Genomic DNA, 16648 nt, shown 5'->3' with positions numbered 1-16648 from the left:
GACTCCGCGTGAAGGAGCACGTCATGTCGATCAAGAAGGCCGCCCTCGCCGCCGCGCTGGTCGTGACCGCCGGCCTCGCCGCCTGCGCCACGCCGACGCCGTATCAGCCTCGCGTCACCTCCGGCGCCGTCACCGGCGGCTTCTCGGAGCAGAAGCTGGAGGGCGACCGCTATCGCGTGTCGTTCGCCGGCAACAGCCTGACCTCGCGCGAGACCGTCGAGCGCTATCTGCTCTACCGCGCGGCCGAGCTGACGGTGCAGCAGGGCTATGACTGGTTCGAGACCGCCGACCACCGCACGGACCGCTCCTCGCGCACCTATGTCGAGGCTGATCCGTTCTCGCGGCCGGGCTTTGGCCTCGGCTATCCGTACGGCTACTGGCGCCCGGCGTGGCGCTATTACGGCCCCGCCTATGGCTGGCGGACCTGGGACCCCTTCTGGGGTGACCCCTTCTTCGCCGATCGGGCCCAGATCCGCACGGTCGAGAAGTTCGAGGCCGGCGCGGAGATCGTGATGCACAAGGGCCAGAAGCCGCAAGGCGATCCGCGCGCCTATGACGCTCGCGAGATCATGACCAACCTGGCCAGCACGATCGTGCGGCCGGAGATGAAGTAGGTCGGGAAATCCTCTCCCCCGGGGAGAGGTGTCGATCCGAAGGAGCGACGGAGAGGGAAGTGTCAGCGGGATTCCCGCATCGCTTCCCCCTCCGATCGCTGCGCGATCACCTCCCCCGCTTGGGGGAGGATTTCTTTATGCGCAGACTACCGCGGCGCCATGCGGATGCCGCCGTCCAGGCGCACGTCCTCGCCGTTGAAGTAGCCGCAGGTGATCATGGTGACCGCCAGCTGGGCGTACTCTTCCGGATGACCCAGGCGCTTGGGGAACGGCACGCTGGCGGCCAGGCCAGCCTTCACCGCTTCGGGCGCATTGTTCATCAGCGGGGTGTTGAAGATGCCCGGCAGGATGGTGTTGACGCGAATGCCTTCGCTCATCAGGTCGCGGGCGATCGGCAGGGTCATGCCCACGACGCCGCCCTTCGAGGCCGAATAGGCCGCCTGGCCCATCTGGCCGTCTTCCGCCGCCACCGAGGCGGTGTTGACGATCGCGCCGCGCTCGCCGTCTTCCAGCGGCTCGAGATCCAGCATGCCCTTGGCCGACTTGGCGATGCAGCGGAACGTGCCGACGAGGTTGATCTGGATGATGCGGTCGAAGGCGTCGAGCGGGAAGTGCTTGGTCTCGCCGGTGGCCTTGTCGCGGCTGGCGGTCTTGGCCGCGTTGCCGGTGCCGGCGCAGTTGACCAGGATGCGCTCCTGGCCGTGGGCGGCGCGGGCCTTTTCGAAGCCGGCGTCGACATCGGCGTCGCTGGTCACATTGACCTTGCAGAACACGCCGCCGATTTCCTTGGCGACCTGCAGGCCGCGCTCTTCGTTCATGTCGAAGAGGGCGACCTTGACGCCTTGGGCGGCGAGCGCGCGGGCGGTGGCTTCGCCGAGGCCCGAAGCGCCCCCGGTGACGACGGCGGCGACGGTGTTGTCGAGTTTCATTGGACGTTTCCCTGCTAGTTCGCGTTTGAAGCGTTCGCGTTTAGGATCGAGTTTGAACAGAGGTTTATCCCGATGAGCGGCGACGCCAAACCGTCCCCCGACGTAAACGTCAACGAGGTGCTGGATCCGGCCAAGGCGCTGGTCCCGGCCACCGTGCGCGTCAACGAGGAGAAGGTCCGCGAGGGCTTCCTGCCGAAGATCCGCAAGGTGGCCGCCAAGATCCCGTTCGCAGCCGACGCGCTGTCGGTCTGGTGGGCCGCGCGCGACCCGGAAACGCCGATCGCGGCCAAGGGCATGATGCTGGCGGGCCTGGCCTATTTCGTCCTGCCGACCGACGCCCTGCCCGACCTCCTGCCCGTGATCGGCTTCACCGACGACGCCGCGGTGATCGCGGCCCTAGTGGCGATCCTGGGCAAGACGCTGAAACCCCGCCACAGGGACGCCGCCAAGGCGTTCCTTGCGCGCCTGTCAGACGACGCCTGAGGAAGACCATGCCTCTGATCGCGATCGGCCTCGCCGCCGCCCTGACCATCACGGCTGTTCCCGCAGACGCCGAGGACAAGGCCGTGCTCGCCACGACCCAGGCCTTCTTCGACGGCCTCGAAGCCGCCGACCCGGTCGCCATGCGCGCCGCCGCCCTGCCCAACATCCCGCTGATGGCTCTGTCGACGAAGCCCGACGGTACGGTCGATGTCCGCCGGTTCGGCTTCGAGGACAGCTTCGGCAAGAAGGTCGCGCCCGGACTGAAGGAATGGATGTGGTCGCCCGTCGTCGTGCGGCGCGGCGCCCTGGCGACGGTCACGGGGCCGTTCGAGATCACGCGCGAGGGCAAGACCGTCCACTGCGGGGTCAATGTCTTCACCCTGGCCAAGACCGAGGGCGCCTGGAAGGTCGCCAGTGTCAGCTGGACCGCCGAACCCGACGCCTGTCCCGAACTTCGGAAGCGCTAGCCTACGCGGAAGGTGAGCACCGCGCCGTCCCAGCGGGCGTCGTGGCGGTCTTCCTCGACCACATCCCGCACGCCCGGATAGGTCTCGGCCGCCTTGCGCCAGAAGGCGAGCGCGCCGACGTTCCGACGAACGGTCGCAGCCTCCCAGACGCCCCAGGCCGAGCCGAACAGCGCATGGGCGGCGGCCAGGCCCACGCCGCGCCGGCGATGCTTGCGCACGACGAAGAACTCGGCCACCGCCCGGTCGATCGGGGCGTGCGAGTGGGCGACGTCGTCGACGAGGGCGAAGCCCACCGGCAGGCCCTTGATCCGGAACAGCCACGCCTGGCGGGCGGGATCGCGCCAGTAGGCCTCCAGGCCGGGATAGTCCGAGTAGCGCCCGTCAGGAGCCAGCTCCCCCTCGACCGCGCGGTCGAACCACAGCTCCGAGAAATCGTGGAGATAGAACTGCATCAGGTTGGCGATGACCGGCGCCTCGTCGGCGCCGGCCCGGGAGACGACGAGGCCCGCGCTCACCAGTACTGCTCCATGATCGCCTTGGCCCAGTCGGGCTCGCGGACCGCGCCGCGCGGCGCAAAGCCGCTCATCACCGGCTTGATGTCCAGCACCGGCGTGCCGTCGATGGCGTCCAGCCCGCGCACCTCCAGCACCCGGCCCGCGACCGAGACGATCTCGCAGACCGTGACGCCGATCCGGTTGGGCCGGTTCTTGCCGCGCTGGGCGAAGATGCCGATACGCGGCCAGTCCTTGTTGCCGCGCGGATGGCGGGCGCCCGTGACGATCTGATCGTCGCCGACCTTGTCGAACACAAAGATCACCTCGGCGTGGCTGAAGGTATCCAGGCCCAACAGCGCCTCGTCGTCGAAACGCGCGGGATCCAGAACGATCCGGGCGCGGCTGTCGCCCCAGTCGTCATCCTCCGGAACCGTCCGGCCGCCCTCCACCTGTCCGATCGGCGTCAACATGATCGACATTGCGCGTCCTTACACGGAAGATGCGAGCGCCTCTCGCGGACAAACCTTTTCCAAAGGCACTGTCATGATCGAAGCGCTGCTTAGCAAGATGATCAAGACCGGCGACCTTACGGCGCACCTGCCGGGGGGGCGCGTCGTCAGGGCCGGCGATGGAACCGGCCCGTCCGTAGTGATGCGGGTCAGCGCCCGGGGCCTGCGGCGCCTCGCCAATCCCAGCCTTGGCCTCGGCGAAGGCTATATGGAGGGCGACATCGTCTTCGAGCGGGGCACGATCTCGGATCTGCTGACCATCGTCGGCGAGAGCGGCGGGCGCAAACCCAAGCGGAGCTTGGCTTTCACGCGCTGGCGCAAAGCCGTCAAACGACAGCTCCAGCAGGTCAACGACCGCGTCGCCTCGCGCCGCAACGTCGCCCACCACTATGACCTGTCCAACGACCTCTATCGACGGTTCCTCGACGCCGACATGCAGTACTCCTGCGCCTATTTCGAACGCGCCGACATGACGCTCGAGGAAGCCCAGGCCGCCAAGAAGGCGCTGATCGGCCGCAAGCTCCTGATCCAGCCCGGCATGAAGACGCTAGACATCGGTTCGGGCTGGGGCGGCCTCTCCATGACGCTGGCCAAGGACTTCGGGGCGCGGATGACCGGGGTCACCCTGTCGACCGAGCAGCTGGCCCTGGCCAAGGCGCGGGTCGAAGAGGCGGAGCTCTCCGACCAGATCGACTTCCGCCTGACCGATTATCGCGATCTGAGCGAACCGTTCGACCGCATCGTCTCGGTGGGCATGCTCGAGCATGTCGGCGCGCCCAACTTCCAGACCTATTTCGACACCATCGCGCGGCTGCTGGACGAGGACGGCGTGGCCCTAATCCATTCCATCGGCAAGATGCATGGCCCCGGCGCGACCAACGCCTTCACCCAGAAGTACATCTTCCCCGGCGGCTATATCCCTGGCCTGTCGGAAATCGTCACCGCGATCGAGCGGGCGGGCCTCTGGATCACCGACATCGAGATCCTGCGTCTGCACTACGCTGAAACCTGCCGCATCTGGCGCGAGCGCTTCATGGCCGACCCGGACATCCCGCAGATGTTCGATGAGCGGTTCCGGCGGATGTGGGAGTTCTACCTGGCTGGGGCGGAGCTGGGCTTCCGACACGGCGGCCACATGGTCTTCCAGATCCAGCTGGCCAAAAAGCGCGACGCGGTTCCGCTGACGCGGGACTACCTGCTGGGAAGCCGGTAGAGCGCCCCCTCCGTCACGCCGCGCCTGCGCGGCGCGCCACCTCCCCCGTGCAGCGGGGGAGGGGGCGCCTACCCGTGTCACTCCACCGTCACCGACTTGGCCAGGTTCCGCGGCTGATCGACGTCCGCGCCCTTCACCACGGCGACGTGGTAGGCCAGCAGCTGGATCGGGGCCGACATCACCAGGGTCGAGACCAGCGGGTCCGAGGCCGGCGCGGTCACGACCACCTTGGCCCCCGCCGGCGCGTGCTTCACGCCTTCGGTGTCGGTGATGAAGATCACCTGGCCGCCGCGCGCCATCACCTCGCTCATGTTCGAGGCCGACTTCTCGAAATAGCTGTCATAGGGGGCCAGGATGACGATCGGGGTCTGGTCGTCCACAAGGGCGATCGGGCCGTGCTTCAGCTCGCCGGCGGCATAGCCCTCGGCGTGGATGTAGCTGATTTCCTTCAGCTTCAGCGCGCCTTCCAGGGCCAGGGCCGACATCGGGCCGCGACCCAGATAGAGCACGTCGCGGGCCTTGGCGACGTCGGCGGCGATCTCCTTGATGGCGTCTTCCAGGCCGATGGCCTCGGCGATCAGGCGCGGAGCCTCCAAGAGCACCTTCACCAGGCGCTGCTCCTCGGCCGCGTCGATCGTCCCGCGCGCCTTGGCCGCGGCGATGGCCAGGGCGATCATCACACTGACCTGGGCGGTGAAGGCCTTGGTCGAGGCGACGCCAATCTCGGGCCCGCAATGGATCGGCCAGACCACGTCGACCTCGCGGGCCATGGTCGATTCCTGGGCGTTGACGACCACGGCGCTCTTCATGCCCTTGGCCTTGCAATAGCGCAGGGCCGCCAGGGTGTCGGCGGTCTCGCCCGACTGCGACATGGCCACGACCAGCGAGCCGGGCCGCAGGGCCGGGGTGCGGTAGCGGAACTCCGAGGCGATCTCGACATCGACCGGCAGGTCGGCCAGCTGCTCGATCAGGTACTTGCCGATCACGCCGGCAATGTAGGAGGTGCCGCAGGCGACGATCTGGATCCGATCCAGCGTGGCGAAGTCGATATCGCCCGGCACGGCCGCCTTCGAGGTCAGGGTGTCGACATAGGCCGCGATCGTGCGCTGGCAGCCTTCGGGCTGATCATGGATCTCCTTTTCCATGAAGTGCCGGTAGTTGCCCTTCTCCAGCATGACCGACGAGGTCGGCACCACGCGCACGGGCCGCTCGACCGGCGCGCCCGAGGCGTCGAAGATGCGGCGGTTGTCGTGGTCGAGGGCCACATAGTCGCCCTCCTCCAGATAAATCACCCGGTTGGTGAAGGGGCCGACGGCCAGGGCGTCCGAGCCCAGGAACATCTCGCCCTGGCCCTCGCCGACCACCAGCGGGCTGCCGCGACGCGCGCCCAGCAGCAGGTCCGCTTCACCCTGGATCAGCACCGCCAGGGCGTAGGCCCCGGTCAGCCGGTCCAGCGTGGCCTTGAAAGCGTCCAGCGGCGCCAGCCCCTTGGCCAGCGCCACGTCGATCAGCTGGGCGATGACCTCGGTGTCGGTGTCGCTCTCGAACGTCCGCCCGGCGGCGGCCAGCTCGGCCTTCAGCTCGGCGAAGTTTTCGATGATGCCGTTGTGCACCAGGGTGACGCGACCGGCGGTGTGCGGGTGGGCGTTGCGGACATTGGGCGCGCCATGCGTGGCCCAGCGGGTGTGACCGATGCCGGTGGTCGCCGTCAGCGGCTCATCGGCCAGCACGGCCTCCAGGGCCTTGATCTTGCCCTGGGCGCGACGGCGCTGAACCGTTCCGTCGACGACGCCCGCGACGCCGGCGGAGTCATAGCCGCGATACTCGAGCCGCTTTAGGCTCTCGATCAGCCGGTCGGCGACGGGTTCTTTTCCGACGATGCCGATAATGCCGCACATGGGCCATGATCCCTTGTAGAACGCGCCGACAGGATTATGCCTACCGACACGCGAATTTCCGTGAGGCGCCTTTAGCACTGGCTAAAGACCGCATCGCATAAATCTGCATTTCGGATCGTTTCGCGGTCCGACGACGACCCTAAAGAGACGACAGCACGACCATGAGCAAGCGCGCCTATTTCGGCACCGACGGCATCCGGGGCCAGGCCAACAAGCATCCGATGACGGCCGAGGTGGCCCTGCGCGTCGGTCTGGCGGCCGGCAAGCTGTTCCGCTCGCAGGACGAGCGCCGCCACCTGGTGGTGATCGGTAAGGACACGCGCCTGTCGGGCTACATGATCGAGCCGGCCCTGGTGGCGGGCCTGACCAGCGTGGGCCTGGACGTGCGCCTGTTCGGCCCGCTGCCCACCCCGGCCGTGGCCATGATGACCCGCTCGATGCGCGCCGACCTCGGCATCATGATCAGCGCCAGCCACAACAGCTTCGCCGACAACGGCATCAAGCTGTTCGGGCCCGACGGCTACAAGCTGTCGGACGCCCAGGAGCTGGGCATCGAGGCGCTGATGGACCAGGGCCTGCAGGAGGGTCTGGCCGCTCCCCGCGAACTGGGCCGCGTCAAGCGGATCGACGACGCCCAGGCCCGCTATGTCGAGATCGTCAAGGCGACCTTCCCGCGCCACCTGAACCTGTCGGGCCTGCGCATCGTCATCGATTGCGCCAATGGCGCGGCCTACCGCGTCGCCCCCACTGCGCTCTACGAGCTAGGCGCGGAGGTGATCAGCCTGGGCGTCTCGCCCGACGGCACCAACATCAACGAGGAGTGCGGCTCGACCCATCCTGAGGCCATGGCCAAGATGGTCCGCGAGTACCGCGCCGACATCGGCATCGCGCTCGACGGCGACGCCGACCGTCTGGTGATCTGCGACGAGAAGGGCGTGGTCGTCGACGGCGACCAGATCATGGCGATCATCGCTGCGGCCTCGCACCAGGCCGGGACCCTGAAGGGCGGCGGCGTCGTGGCCACGGTCATGTCGAACCTGGGCCTCGAGCGCCAGTTGAACACCATGGGCCTGTCGCTGGAGCGCACCGCTGTGGGCGACCGCTATGTGATGCAGCGCATGCGCGAGGGCGGCTTCAATGTGGGCGGCGAGCAGTCGGGCCACCTGATCCTGTCGGACTTCTCGACCACGGGTGATGGCCTGATCGCGGCCCTGCAGGTGCTGGCCGTCATGGTCGAGACCGACAAGCCGATGAGCGCGCTGGGCCGTCAGTTCGAGCCGGTGCCGCAGCTTCTGGAAAACGTCCGCTTCGCCGGCGGCAAGCCGCTGGAAGCCCAGGCCGTCAAGGAAGCCATCGCCGACGGCGAGAGCCAGCTGAACGGCGCAGGCCGCATCGTCGTGCGCGCCTCGGGCACCGAGCCGCTGATCCGCATCATGGCCGAAGGCGACGACCCGGCCCTCGTGAAGAAGGTCGTCAAGTCGATCGCCTCGGCGGTGAAGGCGGCGTAAGCAGGCCCGCCCCTAAGCGTGTCATCCCGGAAAGCCCGCAGGGCTTATCCGGGACCCAGGGGGTGAAGAAGCGCGGCGCAAGCGGCCCCTGGGTCCCGGCGCTTCGCTGCGCTACGGCCGGGATGACACAGGTTTCAGCTACCCCACGTCGTCGGTGTGGTCCGAGCCGCTCGGGCCGCCGCTCCAGGCTTCGCCCGAGCGTTCCCACCAATAGGGCTGGCGGATGCGCTGGCCGGTCACGGTCTCGTTGAGGGTCGCCGGATCGTAGAGCCGGCCGCCCAGCATCACGCGGTGCAGCTTGTCGCTGTTGCGGATGTCGACGGTCGGATCGGCGTCCAGCACCAGAAGGTCAGCCAGCTTGCCGACCTCCAGCGAGCCCACATCCTTGGCGTAGCCCAGCGAGCGGGCGGCGCTGATCGTGCCGGCGGCCAGGGCTTCCACCGGGCTCCAGCCGCCGCGCGCGAACGACCACAGTTCCCAGTGTGAACCCAGGCCCGCCTGTTGGCCGTGCGCGCCGATGGCCACCTGCACGCCGCGATCGGCCAGCTTCTTGGCCTCGCGCGCGGCGGCGCCGTCGACATAGTCTTCCTCGGGCGCGGCCTGGCGGCGAGCGTTCTGGGCGGCCAGCAGCGCCGGCGGCGCGTGCTTGGACAGGAGCGGGTGGGTCCAGACGTCCATGTGCTGACGCCAGTAGGGGTCGCCGGCCGGACCGCCATAGGCCACGACCAGGGTCGGGGTGTAGTTGGTCTTGGTCTGCGACCACAGGCTGACGATGTCGTCATAGAAGCGATCCACCGGCACATTGTGCTCGACGGTGGCGTTGCCGTCCTGGATCAGGGTCACGTCCATATTGTAGAGCGACCCGCCCTCCGGAACGACCTCCATGTTTTCCTTCTGGGCCGCGACCACGACCATCTGGCGCTGGTCCCGGCGAGGCTGGTTGTAGTTCTTGACGCTGTGCGCGCCCTGGGCCTTCAGCCGGCGAACGTGGGCCAGGGCGTCGTCCAGGCTGTTGATCTCGGCATAGACCTCGGCGGCCTTGGCTCCATAGATGATCTCGCCGGTCGAGAAGGTGCGCGGAGCCAGGATCTTGCCCGCGCGCTGCAGCTCGGCGGCGGCGAAGATCTGGGTCGCCCGCGACGAGGGATCGTGGATCGTCGTCGTGCCCAGCGCCAGGTTGGCCATCGCCGACCAGTTCTGCTGCGGGATCAGGTCATCGGCCCCCTGCGGCCCGTGGGCGTGGGCGTCGACAAGGCCGGGGATGATGGTCTTGCCGGTCACGTCGACCACCTTGGCGTCGGCCGGAACCGGGGTGCTGGCCTTGGGACCCACCGCGACGATGCGGTCGCCTTTGATCACGATCACGCCGTTGTCGATGATCCCGCCGGACTTGTCGGCCATGGTCACGACGCGCGCGCCGGTCAGGACGACAACGCCCGTCGGCTTGTCGGCGACGACCTCCATCGACAGCGACAGGCCCGTCTTCACCGGCTTGAACTTGCCGTCGTCCTTGCTGGCCCCGTCGGCGGCCGGGGCGCTGGCGTACAGAGCCTCCGTCTCGGCGGTGAACAGGGTCGGACCCATGCTCCAGTGGACCTGCTTGCCGTCCTTGGACCAGTGGATGAACTCCGCGCCCTCGGCGCTGACGCGCGTCACCGGCAGCGGCCCGCCCTTCTGGTCGACCGCGACCTCCTGGGTCCCGGGCATCAGCGGCATGACGAAGGCTTCGTAGTTCTGACGGAACGCGACGTTGCGACCGTCCGGCGAGACCTGGAAGTCGTTGACCATGTCGCCGCTGGCGTGGACCCGCCTGGCCTGGCCGTTCAGGTCGGTGCTGACCAGCTGGCGCTTGTCGCCGCTCGACATCAGCATGAACACCCGGTCGTTCCCGGCGCCGAACTGCGGCTCGGAGCCCCCGCGCGAGACACGCACCGGCGTCCCGCCCGTAACGGCCACACGATAGATCCCCGGATCCTGCGACCAGCGTCCGGAGGTCAGGCCGCCGCCGCGACGGCGTTCGAACACGATGGTCTTGCCGTCGGGCGAGAAGCGCGGCGCGCCGTAGTGGCCCGGCTGCGCGATCACGTCCTTGGCCGCGCCGCCGGCGGCGGCCACCGTGCGCAGGCGCCCCAGCCCTGCGTCGGTCCAGCTGACGAACACCACCGTGCGGCCATCGCGCGACCACGACGGATAGAGCTCGAAGGCGTCTTCGTCGCCGCTGACCAGGCGACGGGCCTCGCCGCCGGCCGTCGACTTGATCCACAGCTTGCCCAGGGTCTCGAACACCACCGACTTGCCGTCGGGCGACACGCTGGCCCAGCGCGGGGTCTTGGTGGTGAAGCGGTCGGGGGCGACCGCGACCTCGGGATGAACGGCGTCGATCACCACGCGGGTGTCGTCGATCTTGAACGGAATCACGCTGGAGGCGCCATCCGCCACGTTCACCCGCCGGATCTTGCCGCCGGCCCAGACCACCACGGCCGCGCCGTCGGGCGTCCAGGCCATGTTCGGATAGACGCCGGTGACCGCCCAGGTCTCCTGGACGTCCTGATCCAGCGCGTCATAGATCTTGCGCTCCTCGCCCGAGGTCAGGTCCTTCACATAGAGCTTGGACTTGGTCCGCTCGCGGCGGACGAAGGCGATCTTCTTGCCGTCAGGCGAAGGCGTGGGCCGCACCGAGCCGCCCAGGCCCGACACGGCGGTCGTGACCTCGCCGGTCTCAAGGTCATAGCGCTCAATGTCGAACAGGGCGGTGTTGGAGTCTTGCGCGTATTCGAAGATCGGGCCGGGCGTGACGTTGCGCGTGTAGAAGACGCTCTTGCCGTCGGCCGCATAGATCGGCTCGCCCAACTCCTTTTGCAGCTGCTCGCTGGCGCGTTTGACCAGCTGGACGCCGCCGCCGCCCGAGACGTGATAGACCCACACCTCGCCGGTCCCCAGCGAGCGTCCGGTGGTGAAGTGCTTCTTGGCGACGATGAAGCGGCCATCCGGACTCCAGCTGGGCTGGTTGAGGAGGCGGAACTCCTCCTTGGTCACCTGGCGCTTGTCGCTCCCATCCAGGTTCATCACCCAGATGTTGTCGCCGCCGCCCCGGTCGGAGGTGAAGGCGATCCGCTTGCCATCCGGCGAGAACCTCGGCTGCTGATCATAGGCCAGGCCCTCGGCGATACGGGTCGGCGTCCCGCCCGCGATCGGCATGGTGTAGATGTCGCCCAGGATGTCGAAGGCGATCAGCTTGCCGTCGCGCGAGACGTCGACGTTCATCCAGGTGCCGTTGTCGACGCTGATGCGCACCTCGCGGGTCGTCACGCCGGGCGGGGCGTTGACGTTCCACTTCTCGGGCTTGTCAGGCTTGGCGGTCGCCGTCGGCGGCGCGCTCGCGGGCGCGGTTTGCGCCAAGGCCTGGTGGGCCAGGGCCGAGCCCGACATCAACAACAAGGCGGCCAGCGCCGTCAGCCGACGATCCATTTGATTTCCCCCGAACACCTGATGGGCACGATTTGGGCGTGACCCTAGGGGGGAAGAGGGACGGTGTCACCGTCGGGCGGCCGCAGATCCGCCGAGATCAGCCTAGCGCCACCAGATAGCCGCCGCCGCCGCCATGGCCAGGGCCGCAATCGCGGCGGAGGTCAGGACAAGGCCGTTCACCGTCGCCAGGAAGGCGGCTTTTCGGTGCTCAATCTTTCGGGCCGTCTCACGGCGGCGTTCGTCCAGCGCCCGTACTTCCGGCGGCGTCTTGCGGAAGAGCGAAGGCGCGAGCGGGCGCCACGGCGAAGTGGGTTTCATCGGTTTCAACCCTCGTCTTCCGCCGCCTCGACCACCGCCCTCAGATAGTCGACATGGGCGCGGAAGGCCTTGCGTCCCTCCGCCGTCAACCGGACCTGGGTGCGGGGGCGCTTGCCCACGAAGTCCTTCTCGATCGCCACGTAGCCAGCCTTCTCCAGGGTGGCCAGATGACTGCCCAGATTGCCGTCAGTGGCCTGGGTGATGGTCTTCAGGCGCGGGAAGTCCAGCGGCTGGCCCTTCTCGGCGCTGAGGGCGGCCATGATCTTCAGGCGCAGCGGCTGGTGGATGATGTCGTCGGATTCCGCCACGCTCAGCGCCTCCACAGCCAGACACCGCTGAGGAACAGCGCGCCGCTCGCCGCCGCCATCCAGAAGGGCAGCCAGGGCCGGAACAGGACGTAGCCGACCAGGGTCAGGCCGAACATCAAGGCCCCGATCACCGCGTAGCGCGGCGCGGCCCAGAACCCGACCACGGCGTAGATCACCCCGATCAGCAACCCCGGAAAGGCCATGGCGGCGGCGGGTTCGGTGGGCTTCATCACCCAGAAGACGCTGAGGGCGAAGATCATCAGGGCCAGCGAGCCGCCCAGCAGGCGCCAGGTCATCCCCGGGGGCGCTCCGGCCCCCGCCGGCTTGCCCGCGCGCGCCAGAAGCAGGGCGCCGGCGACGCCGACGACATCCAGGCCCAGCCAGACGGGAAGCCAGAGCTCGGGCGGCGCCAGGCCCATGGTCAGGTAGCCGGTCGCCCAGATCAGCGACCACATCATCAGGATCGGTCCGCCGACGCGATAGCCGCGCAGGGTCATGCCCCGGCGTTGCGTGTTCTCGATATCGGACAGTGCGGCGGCCGCGTCATTTCGGCTGATCGTCATGAGACCCTCCCTGTTCAGGCGCATCAGAGCGCTCTGCAGTACAGAGTTACGCCCCAAGCGTTACTCTGTCAAGCAGAGCTCTCTGAGTGCTTGTGTGCAGGGGGCGCGGCCGTCGCGCCGCGCCCAGGGCCCTGCCTAGACCCCCACCTTCGGCGACTTCATCCGACGCTTGTTGACGTGGTGGCTGGGGGCCTCGGCCTGGATCTCCTCGGGGTATTCGCCCTTGAAGTAGAAGCGCTGCCAGGCCTCCTTGGTGGCCTCGGGGTCGCGCTTGAAGATCAGGTTGTTGAACTCGGTGCGCTTCTCGGCCCAGACGTCGTACTGGCGGCGCAGCTCGGGATTGGAGTTCATCGAGCGGATCACCGGCTGGAAGGCCTCCATCGGCTTGTCCTGGATCAGCATGATGAAGCAGAAGGTCTCGCCCTTCTCGAACCGCACCGTGCCCGGCCGGGTGAAGATCCAGTTCATCGTGAAGGGGAACGGCAGCCAGTCGGTCTCGATCACGCCGGCCAGCGGCTGGACGCCGTCCTTGACGTGGTTGGGCGGCCCCATGGCCATCAGCGACCAGCCCGGCGGCGTGCGGAAGAGATAGCCGGTGTGGAACGTCACCACCCCGCGCGTGAAGTGCGACTTCACGAAGTCATGGAAGCCCGGATAGGGATGGTCGGGCTGGAACTTGATGCACTCCTGGTGCGCCCCGCCGTCCCAGGTCATCGTGAAGCCGACCGGACAGAGAATGTCCCAGCCCGTCGTGTTGGCCATGGTCAGCGGCAGGCAGCGATAGGGATGGCGCTCGGCGAAGCGGTCCATCCAGGCGCGCTGCGGCCGTCCCGGCACGATCTCCGGCGGACGGTTCTCGGTGGGATAGCACTCCAGTTCCATGCCGGTCCTTTATCTGTTCTTCCTGCCCTGGGATCAGGTCTAGCGCTCGCGGCCTTGCGCCGTCCAGCACCTAGAGCAGCGCCTCAATCTCCACCGACCTCCCCGGCGTTCGTCCTTGTAGCGGGGAATGCGCCGACGCCGAAAATTTCCAGACAGCAGATGGGCCGAACGTCAGCTAGGGGTGGATAGCGGACCAAATCCTCCCCCCAGCGGGGGAGGCGTCGGCGAAGCCGACGGAGGGGGAAGAAGCCGGCTCGGCAGAACTTCCCCCTCCGGCCTTCGGCCTCCTCCCCCTCTGGGGGGAGGATTTTCGAACGTCCGACCAGGGTCGGGAGCGGAAATTGGCGGCTGCAACGCTAGCTGACGTTTAGATCAGCCACCGCCAACCCTTGTTTGTCTCGGATGACATCCGACGGGGAAGTCGGAATTGGAATTGAGGGACAAGACCAGTAAGCAGCTCAGCATGAAGACCCGCGCTGACCTCTTCGCCTTCTTCGACGCCCACGGGGTCGATCACAAGACCCTGGACCATCCGCCCGTCTTCCGCGTCGAGGAGGGGCTGGAGATCAAGGCCGCCATGCCCGGTGGCCACACCAAGAACCTGTTCCTCAAGGACGCCAAGGGCCAGCTGTGGCTGATCTCGGCGCTCGGCGAGACGAGCATCGACTTGAAGAAGCTGCATCACGTGATCGGCTCGGGCCGGCTGTCGTTCGGGCCGCAGGAGATGATGCTGGAGACCCTGGGCGTGACGCCCGGCTCGGTCACCGCCTTTGGTCTGATCAACGACACCGAAAAGCGCGTCCGCTTCGTGCTGGACAAGGCCCTGGCCGATAGCGACCCCGTCAATTTCCACCCGCTGAAGAACGACGCCACCACCGCCGTCAGCCAGGCGGGCCTGCGCAAGTTCCTCGCCGCCCTGGGCGTTGAGCCGATGATCGTCGATTTCGCCGCGATGCAGGTGGTCGGCTAGCGTCGCCCTCGCCCCCTCCCAAACGACGAACGGGTCATTGCGCGCGGGCCGATCAGAGACCATCTTGACGGCGAAAGCGTTCCCCTAATTCCGAGTACGAGAACCCCGATGTCCCTGATCGGCGAAAAGCCCGCGCCCTCTTCGAAAAGCGACCACATCAAGGACGGCACGGACGCCAGCTTCATGGCCGACGTGATCGAGGCTTCGAAGACCCAGCCCGTCATCGTCGACTTCTGGGCCACCTGGTGCGGGCCGTGCCGCCAGCTGACCCCGACGATCGAGAAGGTCGTCACCGCCGCCAAGGGCGCGGTGAAGCTGGTCAAGATCGACGTCGACAAGAACCCCGGCTTTGCGGGCCAGCTGCGCGTGCAGTCGATCCCGACCGTCTACGCCTTTGTCGACGGCCGACCGGTGGACGCCTTCCAAGGCGCCCTGCCCGAGAGCCAGGTGAAGGCCTTCGTGGAAAAGCTGGCCGGGGCCGACGAGGGCGGCGCCCTCGACGAGATCATCGCCATGGGCAAGGAGTCGCTGGAGATCGGCGACCTGGGCGGCGCGGCCCAGGCCTTCGCCCAGGCCCTGCAGATCGACCCGACCAGCGCCAAGGCCCTGGGCGGCATGGCGCGCGTCCACCTGGCCAACGGCGACCCAGAAGGCGCGGCCGAGGTCGTGGCCATGGCCCCCGCCGACGCCAAGGACCCCGACCTCGACGCGGCCCGCGCCGCCCTGGCCCTGGCGGCTGAGGCGCCGTCCGAGACCGCCGCCTTCGAACAGCGCCTGGCCGCCGACGCCGACGACCACGAGGCGCGGCTGGAGCTGGCCAAGGCCCTGGCCGGCATGGGCCGCCTGCAGGACGCCGCCGACCATCTTCTGACCATCATCGCGCGCGATCGCGCCTGGAACGACGACGCCGCGCGCAAGCAGCTGCTGACCGTGTTCGAGGCCGCCGGACCGACGTCCGAAGTGGCCAAGCAGGGCCGGCGCAAACTGTCCTCGATCCTCTTCAGCTAGCCTCAGGAGCTCTGGATGGCGGCGGCCTACCGCAAGATCAGCGACCTGCCTCTGGTGATCCCGGTGTTCCCGCTGGACGGCGTGGTGCTGTTGCCCGGCGGTCAGCTGCCGCTGAACATCTTCGAGCCGCGCTATCTGAACATGCTGGACGACGCCATGTCGGGCGAGCGGATCATCGGCATGATCCAGACGCGCGCCACCCCGGGCGGCAAGGGCGGCGACCCGCACCGCCCCAGCCTCGCGCCGGTGGGCTGCGCGGGTCGCGTGACCAGCTTCGCCGAGACCAGCGACGGCCGCTATCTGATCACCCTGACCGGCGTCTGCCGGTTCCGGGCCGGTGAGGAACTGCCGGCGCGTACGCCCTACCGCCAGGTGCGCGCCGACTTCGCGCCTTACGAAGCCGATCTGCGCGAGGAGGCGGCCGGCACGCGCACGGCCAGCGAGATCGATCGCCTGATGATCGCCCTGCGGCGCTATCTCGACCATCGAGGCCTGGCCATCGACTGGAGCGACGCCGAATCCGCCCCCTCGGACGCCTTGATCAACAGCCTGGCCATGGCCCTGCCGTTCGATCCGATGGAGAAGCAGGCCCTGCTGGAAGCCGAGACCATTTTCGAGCGCAAGGCCACCCTGACCGCCCTGCTCGAGATCGACGCGGCGGGCGGCGATGATGATGAACCCACCTCTATCCAATAGAGATGATGGCCAGTAGACAGACCCCATGACCGAAGCTTCCGCCCCCATCATCGACGTCGATCCGCGCCTCCTGGAAGTGCTGGTGTGCCCCGTGACCCGCGGCCCGCTGGAGTATGACCGCGCCAAGGGCGAACTGATCAGCCGCGCGGCCAAGCTGGCCTATCCGATCCGCGACGGCGTGCCGATCATGCTGCCCGAAGAGGCGCGGGAGCTGGAAGCTTAAATCCTCCCCCTGACGGGGGAGGGGGTCGCGCAGCGACCGGAGGGGGAAGCTCTACGGAACCTGCCTCTCCCCTCTCCGTCGGCTACGCCGACACCTC

Annotated in this window: 18 protein-coding genes and 1 pseudogene; 9 read left to right on the top strand and 10 right to left on the bottom strand. The window is 68.0% G+C overall.

What is annotated here, in order from left to right:
- The first annotated feature begins 23 nt into the window (after positions 1 to 23).
- A complete protein-coding gene (locus CA606_RS00650) occupies positions 24 to 614 on the top strand; it encodes a CC0125/CC1285 family lipoprotein (protein WP_181242719.1) in 591 nt (196 codons plus the stop codon).
- A gap of 146 nt (positions 615 to 760) precedes the next feature.
- On the opposite strand, the gene CA606_RS00645 is transcribed toward CA606_RS00650, so the two are convergent.
- Positions 761 to 1543: an SDR family NAD(P)-dependent oxidoreductase gene (locus CA606_RS00645; RefSeq protein ID WP_096052862.1), complete on the bottom strand. Its 783-nt coding sequence runs from the start codon at positions 1541 to 1543 to the stop codon at positions 761 to 763.
- Positions 1544 to 1615: 72 nt separating this feature from the next.
- Here CA606_RS00645 and CA606_RS00640 point away from each other — a divergent pair, with 72 nt between their 5' ends.
- Both CA606_RS00640 and CA606_RS00635 read left to right on the top strand, forming a co-directional pair.
- Positions 1616 to 2026, top strand: coding sequence for a YkvA family protein (locus CA606_RS00640; protein WP_096052863.1), 411 nt, complete (start codon positions 1616 to 1618; stop codon positions 2024 to 2026).
- Positions 2027 to 2034: 8 nt separating this feature from the next.
- Positions 2035 to 2493, top strand: coding sequence for a hypothetical protein (locus CA606_RS00635; RefSeq protein WP_096052864.1), 459 nt, complete (start codon positions 2035 to 2037; stop codon positions 2491 to 2493).
- Here the strand turns inward: CA606_RS00635 and CA606_RS00630 are convergent.
- Both CA606_RS00630 and CA606_RS00625 read right to left on the bottom strand, forming a co-directional pair.
- The gene (locus CA606_RS00630; RefSeq protein WP_096052865.1) at positions 2490 to 3008 is read right to left on the bottom strand and encodes a GNAT family N-acetyltransferase; all 519 of its coding nucleotides are present in this window, start codon (positions 3006 to 3008) and stop codon (positions 2490 to 2492) included. The two genes, CA606_RS00635 and CA606_RS00630, sit on opposite strands and share 4 nt — an antisense overlap.
- The gene (locus tag CA606_RS00625) at positions 3005 to 3466 is read right to left on the bottom strand and encodes an SAM-dependent methyltransferase (protein ID WP_096052866.1); all 462 of its coding nucleotides are present in this window, start codon (positions 3464 to 3466) and stop codon (positions 3005 to 3007) included. The genes CA606_RS00630 and CA606_RS00625 overlap by 4 nt, the downstream gene beginning before the upstream one ends.
- Positions 3467 to 3530: 64 nt before the next feature.
- Here CA606_RS00625 and CA606_RS00620 point away from each other — a divergent pair, with 64 nt between their 5' ends.
- Entirely contained in the window at positions 3531 to 4709 is a 1179-nt protein-coding gene (locus CA606_RS00620) for an SAM-dependent methyltransferase (RefSeq protein WP_096052867.1), read from the top strand.
- Between the two features lie 77 nt (positions 4710 to 4786).
- Here the strand turns inward: CA606_RS00620 and glmS are convergent, their stop codons facing one another.
- Positions 4787 to 6607: a glutamine--fructose-6-phosphate transaminase (isomerizing) gene (gene glmS / locus CA606_RS00615; protein ID WP_096052868.1), complete on the bottom strand. Its 1821-nt coding sequence runs from the start codon at positions 6605 to 6607 to the stop codon at positions 4787 to 4789.
- A gap of 161 nt (positions 6608 to 6768) precedes the next feature.
- Between glmS and glmM the strand changes: the two genes are divergently transcribed.
- Entirely contained in the window at positions 6769 to 8115 is a 1347-nt protein-coding gene (glmM, locus tag CA606_RS00610; RefSeq protein ID WP_096052869.1) for a phosphoglucosamine mutase, read from the top strand.
- Between the two features lie 138 nt (positions 8116 to 8253).
- Here the strand turns inward: glmM and CA606_RS00605 are convergent, their stop codons facing one another.
- The 6 genes and pseudogenes from CA606_RS00605 to CA606_RS19780 form a co-directional block, all read right to left on the bottom strand.
- Complete coding sequence (locus CA606_RS00605; protein ID WP_096052871.1) at positions 8254 to 11583, bottom strand: amidohydrolase family protein; 3330 nt, start codon at positions 11581 to 11583, stop codon at positions 8254 to 8256.
- Positions 11584 to 11685: 102 nt separating this feature from the next.
- A complete protein-coding gene (locus CA606_RS00600) occupies positions 11686 to 11901 on the bottom strand; it encodes a hypothetical protein (RefSeq protein ID WP_096052872.1) in 216 nt (71 codons plus the stop codon).
- Positions 11902 to 11906: 5 nt separating this feature from the next.
- Positions 11907 to 12209: a winged helix-turn-helix domain-containing protein gene (locus tag CA606_RS00595; protein WP_096053927.1), complete on the bottom strand. Its 303-nt coding sequence runs from the start codon at positions 12207 to 12209 to the stop codon at positions 11907 to 11909.
- 2 nt (positions 12210 to 12211) lie between these two features.
- On the bottom strand, positions 12212 to 12796 hold the full coding sequence (locus CA606_RS00590; protein ID WP_096052873.1) for a hypothetical protein: 585 nt from the start codon (positions 12794 to 12796) through the stop codon (positions 12212 to 12214).
- 111 nt (positions 12797 to 12907) lie between these two features.
- Positions 12908 to 13654, bottom strand: a complete 747-nt coding sequence (locus CA606_RS00585) for a DUF6065 family protein (protein WP_096052874.1) — start codon at positions 13652 to 13654, stop codon at positions 12908 to 12910.
- Between the two features lie 196 nt (positions 13655 to 13850).
- Positions 13851 to 13990 (bottom strand): annotated as a pseudogene (locus CA606_RS19780) (hypothetical protein); the annotation flags it as partial.
- 127 nt (positions 13991 to 14117) lie between these two features.
- Between CA606_RS19780 and CA606_RS00580 the strand changes: the two are divergent.
- From CA606_RS00580 to CA606_RS00565, 4 genes are all read left to right on the top strand, one after another.
- A complete protein-coding gene (locus CA606_RS00580) occupies positions 14118 to 14624 on the top strand; it encodes a prolyl-tRNA synthetase associated domain-containing protein (protein ID WP_096052875.1) in 507 nt (168 codons plus the stop codon).
- Positions 14625 to 14732: 108 nt separating this feature from the next.
- Entirely contained in the window at positions 14733 to 15632 is a 900-nt protein-coding gene (gene trxA / locus CA606_RS00575) for a thioredoxin (RefSeq protein ID WP_096052876.1), read from the top strand.
- Positions 15633 to 15647: 15 nt separating this feature from the next.
- Complete coding sequence (locus CA606_RS00570) at positions 15648 to 16328, top strand: LON peptidase substrate-binding domain-containing protein (protein WP_096052877.1); 681 nt, start codon at positions 15648 to 15650, stop codon at positions 16326 to 16328.
- Positions 16329 to 16353: 25 nt separating this feature from the next.
- Complete coding sequence (locus CA606_RS00565; RefSeq protein ID WP_096052878.1) at positions 16354 to 16551, top strand: Trm112 family protein; 198 nt, start codon at positions 16354 to 16356, stop codon at positions 16549 to 16551.
- Positions 16552 to 16648: the final 97 nt, after the last annotated feature.

Source organism: Caulobacter vibrioides (assembly GCF_002310375.3).
Classification (GTDB): Bacteria; Pseudomonadota; Alphaproteobacteria; order Caulobacterales; family Caulobacteraceae; genus Caulobacter; species Caulobacter vibrioides_D.
This window is presented reverse-complemented; position numbering and strand designations above follow the sequence as displayed.